The sequence below is a fragment of the Nonlabens antarcticus genome (assembly GCF_015356755.1).
In the GTDB taxonomy this organism is placed as follows: Bacteria; Bacteroidota; Bacteroidia; order Flavobacteriales; family Flavobacteriaceae; genus Nonlabens; species Nonlabens antarcticus.
In genome coordinates, this window is record NZ_JADFCO010000066.1 from 416210 (window position 1) to 430085 (window position 13876).

General features: G+C 35.7%; 17 protein-coding genes. 7 read left to right on the plus strand and 10 right to left on the minus strand.

Annotation, left to right across the window (positions count from 1 at the left end; genetic code table 11):
- The 7 genes from IQ282_RS12985 to IQ282_RS13015 all read right to left on the minus strand — a co-directional run bounded on the left by IQ282_RS12985 (position 1) and on the right by IQ282_RS13015 (position 5220).
- Entirely contained in the window at positions 1–1164 is a 1164-nt protein-coding gene (locus IQ282_RS12985) for an MFS transporter (RefSeq protein ID WP_194852298.1), read from the minus strand.
- Positions 1165–1203: 39 nt separating this feature from the next.
- Entirely contained in the window at positions 1204–1611 is a 408-nt protein-coding gene (uraH, locus tag IQ282_RS12990; protein ID WP_194852299.1) for a hydroxyisourate hydrolase, read from the minus strand.
- 27 nt (positions 1612–1638) lie between these two features.
- Complete coding sequence (locus IQ282_RS12995; RefSeq protein WP_194852300.1) at positions 1639–2568, minus strand: YeiH family protein; 930 nt, start codon at positions 2566–2568, stop codon at positions 1639–1641.
- 253 nt (positions 2569–2821) lie between these two features.
- Positions 2822–3487 (minus strand): DUF2490 domain-containing protein, encoded by a 666-nt coding sequence (locus IQ282_RS13000; protein WP_194852301.1) that lies wholly within the window; start codon positions 3485–3487, stop codon positions 2822–2824.
- A gap of 98 nt (positions 3488–3585) precedes the next feature.
- Positions 3586–4023 carry a PepSY-like domain-containing protein gene (locus tag IQ282_RS13005; protein ID WP_194852302.1) on the minus strand — a complete coding sequence of 146 codons (438 nt, stop codon included), beginning with the start codon at positions 4021–4023 and terminating at the stop codon, positions 3586–3588.
- 183 nt (positions 4024–4206) lie between these two features.
- Positions 4207–4761 (minus strand): hypothetical protein, encoded by a 555-nt coding sequence (locus tag IQ282_RS13010; RefSeq protein ID WP_194852303.1) that lies wholly within the window; start codon positions 4759–4761, stop codon positions 4207–4209.
- 87 nt (positions 4762–4848) lie between these two features.
- The gene (locus IQ282_RS13015; protein ID WP_194852304.1) at positions 4849–5220 is read right to left on the minus strand and encodes a hypothetical protein; all 372 of its coding nucleotides are present in this window, start codon (positions 5218–5220) and stop codon (positions 4849–4851) included.
- A 219-nt stretch (positions 5221–5439) separates the two neighbouring features.
- Between IQ282_RS13015 and IQ282_RS13020 the strand changes: the two genes are divergently transcribed.
- From IQ282_RS13020 to IQ282_RS15050, 5 genes are all read left to right on the plus strand, one after another.
- Positions 5440–6111 (plus strand): response regulator transcription factor, encoded by a 672-nt coding sequence (locus IQ282_RS13020; RefSeq protein WP_194852305.1) that lies wholly within the window; start codon positions 5440–5442, stop codon positions 6109–6111.
- 287 nt (positions 6112–6398) lie between these two features.
- On the plus strand, positions 6399–7670 hold the full coding sequence (locus IQ282_RS13025; protein ID WP_194852306.1) for a sensor histidine kinase: 1272 nt from the start codon (positions 6399–6401) through the stop codon (positions 7668–7670).
- Positions 7671–7741: 71 nt separating this feature from the next.
- On the plus strand, positions 7742–8599 hold the full coding sequence (locus IQ282_RS13030; RefSeq protein ID WP_194852307.1) for an SdiA-regulated domain-containing protein: 858 nt from the start codon (positions 7742–7744) through the stop codon (positions 8597–8599).
- Position 8600: 1 nt separating this feature from the next.
- Positions 8601–9293: a TVP38/TMEM64 family protein gene (locus tag IQ282_RS13035; RefSeq protein ID WP_194852308.1), complete on the plus strand. Its 693-nt coding sequence runs from the start codon at positions 8601–8603 to the stop codon at positions 9291–9293.
- A gap of 108 nt (positions 9294–9401) precedes the next feature.
- Positions 9402–9533, plus strand: coding sequence for a hypothetical protein (locus IQ282_RS15050; RefSeq protein ID WP_262893101.1), 132 nt, complete (start codon positions 9402–9404; stop codon positions 9531–9533).
- A gap of 382 nt (positions 9534–9915) precedes the next feature.
- Here the strand turns inward: IQ282_RS15050 and IQ282_RS13040 are convergent, their stop codons facing one another.
- Together IQ282_RS13040 and IQ282_RS13045 are read right to left on the minus strand one after the other, a co-directional pair.
- Positions 9916–10053 carry a hypothetical protein gene (locus tag IQ282_RS13040; protein WP_194852309.1) on the minus strand — a complete coding sequence of 46 codons (138 nt, stop codon included), beginning with the start codon at positions 10051–10053 and terminating at the stop codon, positions 9916–9918.
- Positions 10054–10219: 166 nt separating this feature from the next.
- Positions 10220–10477 carry a peptide methionine sulfoxide reductase gene (locus IQ282_RS13045; RefSeq protein ID WP_194852310.1) on the minus strand — a complete coding sequence of 86 codons (258 nt, stop codon included), beginning with the start codon at positions 10475–10477 and terminating at the stop codon, positions 10220–10222.
- Between the two features lie 216 nt (positions 10478–10693).
- Between IQ282_RS13045 and IQ282_RS13050 the strand changes: the two genes are divergently transcribed.
- Complete coding sequence (locus tag IQ282_RS13050; RefSeq protein ID WP_194852311.1) at positions 10694–11083, plus strand: DoxX family protein; 390 nt, start codon at positions 10694–10696, stop codon at positions 11081–11083.
- 590 nt (positions 11084–11673) lie between these two features.
- Positions 11674–12408: a bacteriorhodopsin-like gene (locus IQ282_RS13055; protein WP_194852312.1), complete on the plus strand. Its 735-nt coding sequence runs from the start codon at positions 11674–11676 to the stop codon at positions 12406–12408.
- Positions 12409–12602: 194 nt separating this feature from the next.
- Here the strand turns inward: IQ282_RS13055 and IQ282_RS13060 are convergent, their stop codons facing one another.
- Positions 12603–13667, minus strand: a complete 1065-nt coding sequence (locus IQ282_RS13060) for a glycosyltransferase family 9 protein (RefSeq protein ID WP_194852313.1) — start codon at positions 13665–13667, stop codon at positions 12603–12605.
- Positions 13668–13876: the final 209 nt, after the last annotated feature.

A 13876-nucleotide genomic window follows, 5' to 3' on the forward strand; every position in this document is an offset into this window, starting at 1 on the left:
TCAGACATTTTTTTTCCTAAAAGCTAAGGTTACAACTACTATTAAAAAAGATAATATTATTCCTAATGTGGACACACCTGTCCAGCCATAATGTTGCCATGCAAGTGCAGCAGTGGTGGTACCTGTTGCTCCTCCTACAAAAAAACCAACCATGTAAATCGTATTCACGCGATTGCGTGCTTCGGGATTTTTAGAAAAGATAATATTTTGGTTTGTTATATGAATGGCTTGTGCTGCTAAATCTATCAAAATCACACCTACAATCAACCCAATAATAGAATGACCTGAATAGAATATAATTACCCAAGAAATAATCAATCCCAATGCAGAATACAACATGATTTTATGCTTGCTGACCCTATCACTCAATTTTCCAACTACAACTGCGGCAAGCGCACCAGCAATTCCAAACAGTCCAAACGCACCTGCTACATCACTTCCATAACCGAAGTTATCCTCCATCAAAAATACCAAGGTTGTCCAAAAAGCACTAAGTCCAGCAAATAAGAGTCCGCCGCGCAATGCCGCTAATCGAACAGATGGTTCTGTTTTGAAATAGTATCCTATTGACTTGAGCAAACTACCGTAGGAACCGTCATATTGAGGCAGGAGTTTTGGCAATTTATATTGAAGCAAGAAAAATAGCAAGATCATTAACGCTGCCGCACCGTAATACATGGAACGCCAGCCGAATTGCTCTCCAACAAGCCCGCTAATGACACGGCTTCCCAGTATCCCAATAAGCAGACCACTCATAACGATTCCTATGGCGCGACCCCTGTTTTTATCCTCTGATAATTGTGCGGCCATGGGAACAAATAATTGAGGCAATACAGCAGATACACCTATAAAAAAACTACTGACAATCAACAGTAATAATGTATTTGAAACAGCAGCTGCTATTAAAGAGGCTATCAACAAGGCAAAATCAAACTGCAATATTTTCTTATTTGACATCTTATCTCCTAAAGGGATGATAAATAATAAACCTGCCGCATAGCCCAACTGTGTTGAAAGTGCAACGTTACTAATAGCAGATTCTGAAACATTAAATGAGACAGACATCTGATGCAGTAAAGGCTGGCTGTAGTAAACATTTGCTACTACCAGACCCGCTGACACACTCATCAGGTACAATATGGGATTTGATAATTGTTTTGTCATTCTTAGGTAATACCCTTAGTTATTTATGAATATCAGTGATTAACTACCTCGATATGTAGAATAACCATAGGCAGATAAAGTGATAGGCACATGATAGTGTTTGTCGTCGATTATTTCAAAAACAACTTCTATAAATGGGTAAAAAGTCTCTTTTTCTAAAGAGTTGTAATAGTCCTTAACAAAAAATGTGAATCGGTAAATTCCATTGTTATGGTTCTTTTTGGGAAGAAAATCATTTACCCTGCCGTTTTCCATAGTTGTCTTTTCAGAAACAAATTCCCAAGTGTCTTTAGGCATATTCTTCTTTTCCAGTTTGATAGTGACTCCCGCAGCAGGCAAACCTTCTGAAATATCTAGAATGTGTGTGGATAATTGATAAGCATCTGTTTGTGCTGTTACAATTGATGTTGTACAAGCAATCAGCATTAATAATAGTATGTTTTTCATCTGTTTGTTATATTAATAATTTAAAGTTTAAAACTCATTCATAATGAACCATAGGGAACTTACTGAAATGATGAGCCATAAGGAGACTCCCAGTATAAAAGGTTTAACACCTGTTTTTTTAAGATCGCTTATGGAAAGGGTACTTCCTACCAGGAATAGGGTTACTATTAAAAAACGTTTAGCTATGGTGGTGATGCTTGTAGTAAGTACGTCTGGCAGATCCAGATAACTGTTAAGCAAAATAGCGGCTATAAAGAGTAAAATAAACCACGGAATTTTAATTTTCCCATCGGTTGATTTGAACATAAACATGGACAAAATCGATAGCGGGATAATCCACAACGTTCTCGATAACTTTACGGTAGTTGCAACTCGCAAGGCCTCGTCACCGTAATTTAAAGCGGCACCGACCACAGAGCTTGTGTCATGAATAGCAACTGCAGCCCATAAACCAAATTGATGTTGACTCATTCCCAATGCATGCCCCAAGGGCGGAAATACAAATAGGGCTACAGAATTTAGTAGGAATACAACCCCTAAAGAAACTGAAATTGTTTTAGGATTTGCTCTTATTACCGGAGCCACCGCTGCGATTGCACTACCACCGCAGATTGCCGTACCAGAAGAAATTAAATGCCCTAAGTGTTTGTCCAGCTTTAGCAGTTTTGTGAGCAACCAGCCTACCACAAGAGTTATGACTATGGTGAAAATAGTAAGTGCTAGTCCATCCATCCCAGTCTTCAACGTCTCATTGATGAACATCCCAAAACCCAATCCTACTACAGAAATCTTTAAAAGCCACTTGATGACGAGATGTGTATATTTTTCAAAAGGCTGACCGAAGATCAACGTAGAAATAAACCCTAACAACAGAGCCAGTGGACTGCTGATTAAACCCGACAAACATAACAAAACTCCCAAAACGAAAAGAAGCTTGATAATACTATTTGATTTCACTTTTGTAGGAGTTTATTCGTCAATATTTCATGCGATACATAATTGTAAGTAGAAATCAATCGGAATGGAATACAAAAGTATATTCAGTTCGTAACTTAGTGAACTTTATGGGCGTAAGGTTTCGTTAAAGTTCCATGTCAAGACATGCCATACAATAATCAAGAATAGCATAACCATTATGCAGGCTGCGAGGAGCTAGAAGCGTGAATAGGATAGCAGATTTCATAAACCTTATTTTGACAGGAAACGGATTCTATAAAGCAATATCAAGACCAGCAACAATGAATAGCTCATGGCCTATGTTTTGTGTGAAGTCAGCAAGGCGGTATTGAACTCCTAATTCGATTTGTGAGGTTGCAGTTAATAGCCAGCTATAAGTGGTAGTAAAACGTTGCTCATATTCCGGTTTGTTAGATAGCGAGAGTTGTAGGAGGGACTCGGTTTCTGTATTAAAAGACGTTGAGTTGTCTGCACTCAATGGAAAACTTGCTGCTAACCGGTATCTGATTCTGTATTTAGTGACATCGGAATAGAATCGTTCTTCCATTCTCAGTCGGCTTTTTAAGGGTAAATCTTGCCATAGGTTTTTCCATTGTAATTGTTGCAAAAATCGTAATTCATCCTCACTGTCAGAATCAAAAACTTCCTTAAAGCGGTATTTTACTCCCAGTCCTATATTCTTATTTCCAGCAATTGCAAGGGTTGAAATATGAGAAATATCGATCTGTTTTACAGTATAGGTTAAATCACCATTTTCGTATATAATATTCCTATTTTCAATCCCAAAACTATGGGAATACTGCGAGGTAACATCATACTCTATTCCTATTTCTGACTCAGAAAAAGAACTAAAATTATCTTGTGATTGTACATATTGTGTAAGAATCAAGCATATAACAAAAGAGACAATCTGTTTCATTCAAAATCTTTTTATGTAAAAAAAGGACTGGCATATACCAGTCCTTTATTCTATAACTGTTAATTGAAGCGTTTTTACTTCAATCCTTATTATTAATATTATTTCCACTCTCTAATTACAATTCCTTTCTCTGACATGATCAGTTTAATATCATCACTAAACCATTTCTCTAGCTCGATTTCATATGTTTTCGTGCCATTCTCCTCTGTGACTTCAACTTCTTCAATATTGTAAGAGTTGTAGTTTTTCTTAAGAGTTGCGGCGATCGATGCTGGCAGTTCAGCCTCGGTGATTTCCATTTCGGTTTTTATTTTTTTACCGTCTTTAGAATACCAGATTTCATGATCCATCCTTCCCATGTCAAATTCAACTTTATAGGTCTCAGCATTCATTTCCCATTCAATATCAGTTGCTTGAGGAAACTCTTTCTGAAAACTATTGTTCAAATCAGAAGGAACTTGATCAGCTCTCAAATCTTGTGCGGTTACAGCTGCCGTTGCAAACATAGCAATTACAGCAATCTTTAAATTTTTCATCTTTCTTTATTTTTGATTATGAGACAAATAAAAGAAGGAATTCTGGAAGAAATTGGTAATAAGGAGCGATGGTTTAAAATAATAATGGTTGTGAGATGATGAAGGGAGTCCCGCTTTCGCGAAAGCGGAACAACTCAACATAACTCACAACCATCTATTAACAAACGGACTGTTCAAAGATGTTTACATGGCAGCTATCTTTGAGAGATCCAACGTTTTGTTAGGACGTGCACGTAGCACCGGCGCCTCTTTTTTTTCATCTAGTAAAAGAGAAGTGACAAATGTTTTCCATTCTTGTGCGATGCCTATTTCACCATTCAATTGTAAACTTTCTTCCTCATTAAAAAGTACGAATCGTTCTGGTGATTCATTGTTTTTAAACTCAAATAATAGAGAGACTTTTTCTATGCTCTCATTCATTCCTTTTTCCATCTTAACCATTGTGGATTGTTTAGAAATAGAGCACGATTTAACGGTGTGTAAATCCACTGTTTTGGCAACTTCAGAAGCATCTGTTTTTCTAAAGAAATAAATTTGCTGGGCATTCTCATCGAGTCCTAGAGCAAAATTTAAGAAAATCTCTTTTTTTGAAAGTGTCCCGTTCTTCTGGGAAGCGAGTGTTTCCAAACCTTTTATAAGTTGTGATTTGCGTTTACTTGAACCAGTAAGCATTAAAATAAAAGGTGTTGAAACTATAGCGATAAGTGTCACTGTGATAGCGATCATTCCTGTATCCATGATATATAAATTTGATAAATTAAATGTGTAGTTGACGCACTGCTAGTTACAGCAATGCTGAGTTTTGCAAGTAATAACTACAATAATTTACCAAAAAGAATGGAAGGGGAAAAGTATTTCCCGAATGAAGTTTTTGTGATAAACCGCATTAAGCCAGAAAGCAGATCTCCCATTTCTAGCGTCACAATAATGTGAGCTTGAATATCCATAATTGCCAGAACCTATCAGGTTTTGACTTGGTGATAGCGGTAATAATTCTGGTAGAATGTGAAGGCTGGCCTCTGAAACGGATAGTTCTGTGCCTAATTTGAACTGCTTTACATGATCAGTATTTCCAGATTTTTCTTTTGATACCGGTTTTTGAATCTCGTGAACTAGTTCGTAAACACTTGCATAACTTATGCTGCTGGTAAAAACCAGTGCAATGAATAAACAAATGATTTTACTAAATGATTTCAAAAGTACTTGCGTAAGGCATTGCAAAAGTCTAAAATATTTTTGGATTTATTCCTAATAAAATTTTCAACAGCGTTAAATTATACAAAAAAGGCATAAAGTCTTTGTGACAATAAATCAGGATCGTCCTTATATTAGGTTTGCGAGCAAGGGTCGAATCTTGATAGAAAATTCCTAATTCTTTATAGTATTCTAATTTATTGTTGCTAAAAATAATCCATCATGAAGATACTAATTATAGAAGACGAACCTGAAATGCTGGACAATATGCGTCAAAGCCTAGAGCGAGAACAATATAATATTGAAGCTGCAACTGATTACAAAACCGCGATGCGTAAAGTAGGCGTTTATGAGTATGACTGCATATTGCTTGATATAGGATTGCCTGACGGTAATGGGCTGGAATTACTAAAACAACTGAAAGACAGCGGTAAAGGTGATGGAGTGATCATAGTATCTGCAAGAGATTCTTTAGACGATCGCTTGACGGGCCTGAATCTGGGAGCTGATGATTACCTATCAAAACCATTTCATATGGCAGAACTGCACGCCCGAGTTAAAGCTGTTTTGAGACGTCGACATTTTGATGGTAGTAAACTGGTAGAGCTGGGAAACCTTACGATTGATCCAGAATCAAGAACGGTTAAAATCGATAACGCTGAAATTATTTTAAACCGGAAAGAATATGACATATTGATGTACCTCATAACTAATAAAACGAGACTTGTGACGAAAGCCGCCCTTGCTGAACATGTTTGGGGAGATCACATTGATCAATCTGACAGTTTTGATTTCATTTACTCACAAATTAAAAACTTGCGCAAGAAACTGGAATCAGCTACCATAAATGTTGAGGCAGTTTATGGAGTAGGGTACAAGCTGGAAGTGGTTTAAAGCGGTTTTACACGGAATGTGCAGAAGGAATTAGTATCTAGCAAATATGATCTTATTTGAAGATTATAGATGATATTTTCGTTTATATTTTAAAACCAGTTTGATTTCAAAAGCACAATTATTTTTAAGAGTTTTAAATTTCAGTTAGGTTTTCAAATGGAATTTAAATAAGCGGACTCATAAAAAAATACAATCAATTAAGTTTAAACAGCCTTAGAATATCACAGCTAACTACGTAAGAATAACATCAAAACTGAAAAAGTTAGTTTTGTGACTAGTAATATTTTATGAAACTACTCAATTACACCACTCAATACCAGGCATTATTACTACTGCCGCTTATAACCATCTGGGCGGTGTTGTTTTACTATACGATGCTGGACGAGATTTATGACAGTCTTGATGATGGATTAGAAAACCAGAAAATCGTGCTGGTTAAACGAGCTGCGGTAGACCCTTCTATCTTGACTCAAGATGATGAAGATTTTGTGAAACACATTTACAACTTCACGCCCATATCTATAACTGCATTTAATTCTTTTCAAGAAAGCTACCGCGATACGTTGATGTATCGCCAGAATGAAGATGACAATGAACCAGTGCGAGTTTATGAGAGCGCTGTACGTTATGAGGATGATTTCTATAAGCTCAAGATCATCACTTCCATGGTGGAAGAAGATGATTTAATTGAGCATTTGATTGTTTATTTAATAGGTCTTTATGTATTTCTTGTTATTAGTATTTTAATATTAAATAACTGGATGTTGCGCAGGATCTGGAAACCATTCTACGGTTTGATAGGGCAGCTGCGCAATTTCAGAATTGAGAAAAACAAAGGGTTTCAAATACCGGAATCAAATATTGAGGAGTTTGAATTGCTCAATACAACGGTAGGGAAGCTCATTAAAAAATCAACGGACAGTTTTGTCGCTCAAAAACAATTTATTGAGAATGCCTCTCATGAATTACAAACACCACTTGCCATAAGCATCAATAAACTTGAGTTGTTTCTTGAAAATAATGAGCTTAAGAAAAAACAGCTCAAAGATATTGCGACAGTGCTGGACAATTTAGGAAAGCTCACCAGGATGAACAAGTCTCTATTGCTGCTTTCTAAAATTGAAAACCACCAATACGAAAATGAGGAACAAGTAGATCTAATTGCATTAACTGATAACATCGTCAGGGACTTTGAAGATATGGCAGATCATAAAAAAATGAAGATCGTCGTTATTTCTAATGGATTATTGCGCTACCAAATGAATGAAGACCTTGCTACGATTTTATTAACTAATCTTATTAAAAACACTCTGATTCATGGGAAGAAAAAAGAGAGTATACAAATTAAAATAAATCAGGACAGTTGGCAAATTAGGAATTTTGGCGAGATGCAGGAATTGGATCAAAGATCTTTATTTACGCGTTTTAAAAAGTCTGCTAATCATAAAAAGTCCACAGGATTAGGGCTCGCAATTACAAAGGCAATCGCAGATCGCTATAGTCTAGAACTAGAATATCAGTTTGAGGGAACACATACCTTTAAAATAGGTTTTCCATAAAAATGCTCCTTAAATAAATGGGTTCCCAAATGTTTCCAGTTTTGGGACAGATATTTGATTAAAATAAAATCATGAAATCATTCAAATATATAATAGTAGGTGTCATAATTGCTGCTGCAATCGCAATAGTGCTGGCATTTACCTTAAATACTTCAGATGTAAATAGTAAAAAATCAGATGATTACATCATTAAAAATACATGGGAACTACCTAAAGTCTTGTCTGAGATAAGTGGTATTACTTGGCTCTCAGATAATAAAATCGCTAGTGTCCAAGATGAGGATGGCGTGATTTTTATCTATGATCTTGAGAAGAAGGAAGTTGTTGAAGAAATTAAATTTGCTGGTTCTGGTGATTATGAGGGGATTGCGGTTTACAAAATTGATGCTTACGTGTTGCGCAGTGATGGTAAAATTTTCAAAGTAGCTCGCTTTCGCGAAAGCGAAAAAGTTACCACAACCAGTTTTGACACAGGTTTTACGGAAAAAAATAACATGGAATCACTAACTCTGGACACTACATCCAGCTTTTTAATTGTTGCCCCTAAGGACCGAGATAGCAGTGATGATTTTAAAGGATTATACCAAGTTAAAATTGATTCAGAAAAACGAGAAGCAAAACCAGCGGTTAAAATTAATATGAATGATGCTGCTCTAAAGGAATTCAAAAATAAGAAGGCTTATAAAACCTTTAGCCCTTCTGACGTCGCAATTCATCCAGTAACTAAGGAATATTATGTTCTTGAAGGTAAAAATCCTAAACTCGTTATATTGAATCGTGACGGAGCCATAAAAAATGTCATCAAGTTAGATAAAGATGATTTTGCCCAACCAGAAGGAATAACGTTTAGTCCAGATGGAACGCTTTACATTTCAAATGAAGCTGGTAAGGGAAAAGCCACTATAGTTCAAGTGGATCTAAGCCTTTAAAGTGAGCAGAAAGGAAACTGCATCTAAAAGTCATTTACCACTATATTTATCCGTTGGGCTCATAATTGCTATCGTTTTATCCTATTACACGATTCCCAGTGTCCAAGAATTTTTGAAGGAAGCCTGGCAGGTATTGACTAGTGATGATGAGCAGGAAATACAGCGTTGGGTAGGAGGTTTTGGTTGGTATGGGCCTATTGTACTCATACTAGCGATGATCTTACAAATGTTTCTAATTGTAATTCCAACGATCTTATTGATGGTGGTTTCAATTCTCGCTTACGGCCCCTACTGGGGAAGCATAATTATTTTAATAGCGGTCTTTGCAGCTTCAACTGTAGGATATGCCATAGGTAAATATTTAAGCCATGCTTTTATTTCTAAAATATTAGGTCCCAAAGCGGGTAACAAAATTGAGGGCTTTATAGAACAATATGGATTTTGGGCAGTGATTGTGACACGGCTAAATCCTTTTCTTTCTAATGATGCCATCAGCTTGGTAGGAGGAATGCTGCGCATGGGATATTGGAAATTTATAGGAGCAACATTGATTGGTATCTTGCCGTTGACCATATTCATAGCAATAATGGGAAGAACGACCGACGGTCTTAAATCGGGTTTATCATGGGGCTCTGTAGTCAGTATAGTTGCTTTTGCAGGGTACATGTTATGGAATAAGAGTAAAAATAAATAACATAATATACTGTAAAACAGTAAATTATAATTTCAATGTAAATTTAAAGTTAACTAAACGTGATTTAAACGTAATAAGTTTCTATATTTGTGATGTAAACTTTTAATTATGAGAACCTATAGAACGCAAGTTGAGAAGAGAGAAGTAAGCGTCTCTCGTTTTGAAAGCATTGTAACACAGTTTAGAACCTATGGCCGTAAATGCCGCAACTTCTATAAACTGACCACGATGATGACCTAATTATTTAACTCAAACCGAGTTTAAAACTGCGAGCCTAAAGATCAAAATCTTTAGGCTCGCAGTTTTTTTAGTTTCAATTAAATGATAAATGTCTGTTCCTATTATCCTTATCCGGATTTAGTATTTCTTGTATTTTAAGTCAGTTTTCTTGGCATGGAGATTTAAATCCAACTCATTATTTGTATTCTAGAATTTAGGAAATTATAATTCTTAGAATTAATAAAGTACCGTCTAACAAGATCTCTCTAGCATGTTAACCTTTATAGAGCCTATAACATTCAGATATCTTAAAATCAAGTTGATCATTTATCAAAAAAAAAGCTTTCAAAATCGCAGATCTAATTCTACCATTTGAAAGCTTTTTAATTATTCTTGAAGAACCCTACTTTTCTTTCTCGCTCTTTTTTTCATCATCCTCAGTGGATACCGACTTTGGATTGAGGTTATCATCTTTGGCAATTCCTTTTGCGTGTGGAATTGGGTGCTTTCCTTTTGTGTCGTCGTAATTGGGAGTTTTCATATGTTTAATTTAATAATCAGCTTAAATCTTTCAACTACAAGTTACTTATTTATAAAGTGATCATCATTGTCACTAACATTTATTTACGAATTTTCCCACTTAATGATGTATTGTATAAATTATTTAAAGAAAAATACTAGAACTATTTCTATCTTGTTTTATGAGGTCACAAAAGGAAGTTGGTTAAAAAATCAGTCACGGTTTCGACTGGCATCTCACAAGGTTTTAGGTAATTCTTTCCTGTTGCTTCATAGTAATTAAAACTTATGAAGTCTTTACCACCCAGTTCCTCCGCATAAACTTTTACACTTCTACCATTATTGAAAAGCTCTTTAGTAACCCCATATTTTTTACCAATATAAATCGCAGTGCTATATCCTAAAGGAATTAAGTCTATGCTATTCTTTAAATCAAGGTCTGTCATTCTTGTTTTTAATGAAAGTAAAAAAAATCCTCATAATTAGTATCGTTTTCAATTGTAGCACGCTCATCATTTTTTTACGTTGACGAATAATAACACATTCTCAAATTATAGTGCTCGTCATTTTAATGGAAGAATGTACCATAAGCTAGGAGCTATGTGTATCATTCAAATGGGCTACTACAGGTAGTTTTGTGCATTAATCATAAAAGGTATAAAATGAAAATAGGAAACTTAATTATTAGAATCGGCATCGGGTTATTATTTGTTTGGGGTGGTGTAGAAAAATTTATTGAAGGGTTCATGGGAGGAGTAGGGTTACAGGCTGTAGCAGACCTTTTTAAATCTAGTGGGCTTGCATTTCTGGGTGATACGGGCACTTACGTCTTAAGCGTCCTATTAGCAACGCTAGAGCTTGTGGCGGGTATATTAGTATTGCTAGGCAAGCAACTTGCATATTCCTATGCTTTTCTAGCTATTGTCATGGTTATGGCTTTTGTGTTAGTACATGCGCCATCAGGAAACTGGATGAATATGATGATTCATATTGCATTGGCGGCAATTTTCATGGGAATGGCAGTGGAGGAACATTCAAAGCTGAGAAACTAGAAGCATTAGATTTAACTATTAAACACATCCGCTTTCGCGAAAGCGGATGTGTTTTTTACATTAGATAAAAATTTGTAGTCTAGAGATTATTAGAAATATGGTGCAAAATTTATCTCAGACAACTTGATTAACTCGATTTAGAGTTGATCAAAACCCTATTTTAAAACGAGATTTCGTCCTGTTTTAAATCGCAGTCAGCTATAATGTTACTAACAGGTATTCATGTTAGAAAAGCTTTTGGTAATGCTGCAATAACCAAAACCATTACAAGTTGGTAAAATTGTACCGTCTCCTATTTAATAGATGACAAAACGAATCGCAAGAGTAATCATTTTAAAATCTCGTCAAAATGACAAGATTTAAGACTTCTTATTCCTTAAATATGAGCATATTCATTTCAACACCGATTTTAAATCCACACTTTATAAAATCAAGAATGGAAAACCGTCATTTCTCTTAACTATTGTTAAATGCAGAATGCAGAACACGTTATTTTTAGGAAAATTCCATTATTTTACTAATAAAATTGTAAAGTTTTTGAAAGATCACTGTCTAAAAGATTGTAAACAACCTTAAAAACAACTTAAATCATGAACACATTATTATTCTTTTCAGAGGTTACCCGTTTGGAATCAAACGATTATGTAGGTTTTACATTCTTCGTGGGCAGTATGGCCATGATGGCTGCTAGTGCCTTTTTCTTTTTATCTATGTCCAGCTTTGACAAAAAGTGGCGCACCTCGATACTTGTATCTGGACTGATCACCTTTATTGCCGCAGTGCATTACTTCTATATGCGGGATTATTGGGCCACGATTCACGAGTCTCCAGTTTTCTTTAGATACGTTGACTGGGTTCTTACCGTGCCATTGATGTGTGTTGAGTTCTTCCTAATTCTCAAGGTTGCCGGCGCAAAAAAATCATTGATGTGGAAACTTATTTTCTTCTCTGTGATAATGCTAGTTACGGGTTACGTAGGAGAAACCTTAGATCGTGACAACGCCTGGTTATGGGGATTAGTTTCTGGTCTTGCATATCTTGCAATCGTTTATGAAATCTGGTTTGGAACAGCTAAAAAGCTGGCTGTTGCAGCTGGTGGTAGTGTATTGTCTGCTCACAAAACACTATGTTGGTTCGTACTGGTAGGATGGGCTATTTATCCTATAGGATACATGGCAGGAACTCCAGGATGGTATGAAGGTATATTTGGTGGTCTTTCACTAGATGTAGTTTACAATATCGGTGATGCAATCAACAAAATAGGCTTCGGTCTTGTGATCTACAATCTAGCGGTAAATGCTAGTAAGAAAGATGTCGTAGTATAAGTAACCATTGCTAATATTTCAAAATGGCTTCCTTAATTTTTAAGAAGGCCATTTTTTTGTGGTGTAGATTTCGCTTTCGCGAAAGCGAAATCTACATCATTATTTATTCTCACTTCTGCGCTTTAGTTGGTCTTATGCAATCAATGTCTTAACAATCATGATATAAAACAATCAATTTTAATTTGATGCTATCATCAGGAATTTACAATCCCTGAAGAGTCAGTTTTTAAAATTTTGGCGATAATAGCCATCCAATCTTTTAGACATGTATTAGTTGTATTAGTACCGCAATTAAGATTGCCATACGGCTTATAGTTATCAATGCGACCCGTAAACAATCCTATGGTAGGCACGCCTGAGGCACTTGCCAAATGCATGATGCCACTATCTGCGCCTATAAACACATTGCAATTTGCCATAACGGAACCTATCTCCATAATATCCTTACTATAAAATGACGTGGCTTCAAAATTTATTTGAGATACGTTTTCCATAGGCAGGATTTCTAAAATATTGCAATGAGGAAAGTCAACTTTGAGCTGCTCGTAAAACAGGCTCCACCATTGTTGCGAATAACATTTACTACCTGTAGCAAATGTAAAAATTGCGATGGTAGATTTTTTGTTATCAAACAGTGTATCAATAATTTCCTTTCCTTTTTCTAATTCACTTTCAGTCAGCTTTAAGTCCAGCAATGGGGTGTCTAAAGTTGTGTTGTCTGAATTATTTAAAGAAAATACACTGCGCAAGGCATAAATAGCTTCAGTGGCATTGTGAGTGGAATCAAGTGGCTTCAATTGATCTTCAATATTTTGAAAGACCTTGTAATTTGAATTGGTAATGAGGGTTAATAATTTACCTGAAGAAGAGCCTTTAACTGCATTAATGATTAAGTCGTAGCGGCTAAATTTCATTCTTAACCATACCATACCATATTTGAAAAGCTCATCAAACGGTCGTCTAGGAAGCAAAATAAATTCATTAAGGCCTTCATAGTTTTTGAGAACAATGGGAGCTAATCCACCTTTTGCTAAAATATCTGTTCTTGCATTTGGAAATCTTAGGCTTATTTCCTGAAGGAGCGGCATGGTAAGCAGCATATTCCCCAACCGATGATTGGGTCTTACTACCAGTACTTTTTTAATAGACTCTATTTGAACACTGTTTAAGGTTTGAATTTTTGAAGTCTTACCAATGTATTTTGTGAGCGAGTGCATCGCCAGTCTTCTAAACTTGTTAATCCCAACGGGTACTTTCATAAGCAAGAAGCTCTAAGCCACATAAAATTATTGCGGAATTTAAGTATAAATTAAGGACATTCTTAAAAAAATGTTAACTAATTAATGATCAATTTAGTTTTAAAAGTAAAGAGTGCTCAAGTTCTACATCTAATCATCATCTCTAGCTCGGAAAACGGACACTTTTGTGGCAGTAATGCCATTTGTTCTAAGAAGTACATTATCATGTT

What these genes read in the sequence shown, in the direction of transcription:
- IQ282_RS12985 (WP_194852298.1), bottom strand. Translation starts at nt 1,164, where the DNA reads ATGACAAAACAATTATCAAATCCCATATTGTACCTGATGAGTGTGTCA.
- uraH (WP_194852299.1), bottom strand. Translation starts at nt 1,611, where the DNA reads ATGAAAAACATACTATTATTAATGCTGATTGCTTGTACAACATCAATT.
- IQ282_RS13000 (WP_194852301.1), bottom strand. Translation starts at nt 3,487, where the DNA reads ATGAAACAGATTGTCTCTTTTGTTATATGCTTGATTCTTACACAATAT.
- IQ282_RS13005 (WP_194852302.1), bottom strand. Translation starts at nt 4,023, where the DNA reads ATGAAAAATTTAAAGATTGCTGTAATTGCTATGTTTGCAACGGCAGCT.
- IQ282_RS13010 (WP_194852303.1), bottom strand. Translation starts at nt 4,761, where the DNA reads ATGGATACAGGAATGATCGCTATCACAGTGACACTTATCGCTATAGTT.
- IQ282_RS13020 (WP_194852305.1), top strand. Translation starts at nt 5,440, where the DNA reads ATGAAGATACTAATTATAGAAGACGAACCTGAAATGCTGGACAATATG.
- IQ282_RS13025 (WP_194852306.1), top strand. Translation starts at nt 6,399, where the DNA reads ATGAAACTACTCAATTACACCACTCAATACCAGGCATTATTACTACTG.
- IQ282_RS13030 (WP_194852307.1), top strand. Translation starts at nt 7,742, where the DNA reads ATGAAATCATTCAAATATATAATAGTAGGTGTCATAATTGCTGCTGCA.
- IQ282_RS15050 (WP_262893101.1), top strand. Translation starts at nt 9,402, where the DNA reads ATGAGAACCTATAGAACGCAAGTTGAGAAGAGAGAAGTAAGCGTCTCT.
- IQ282_RS13040 (WP_194852309.1), bottom strand. Translation starts at nt 10,053, where the DNA reads ATGAAAACTCCCAATTACGACGACACAAAAGGAAAGCACCCAATTCCA.
- IQ282_RS13045 (WP_194852310.1), bottom strand. Translation starts at nt 10,477, where the DNA reads ATGACAGACCTTGATTTAAAGAATAGCATAGACTTAATTCCTTTAGGA.
- IQ282_RS13050 (WP_194852311.1), top strand. Translation starts at nt 10,694, where the DNA reads ATGAAAATAGGAAACTTAATTATTAGAATCGGCATCGGGTTATTATTT.
- IQ282_RS13055 (WP_194852312.1), top strand. Translation starts at nt 11,674, where the DNA reads ATGAACACATTATTATTCTTTTCAGAGGTTACCCGTTTGGAATCAAAC.
- IQ282_RS13060 (WP_194852313.1), bottom strand. Translation starts at nt 13,667, where the DNA reads ATGAAAGTACCCGTTGGGATTAACAAGTTTAGAAGACTGGCGATGCAC.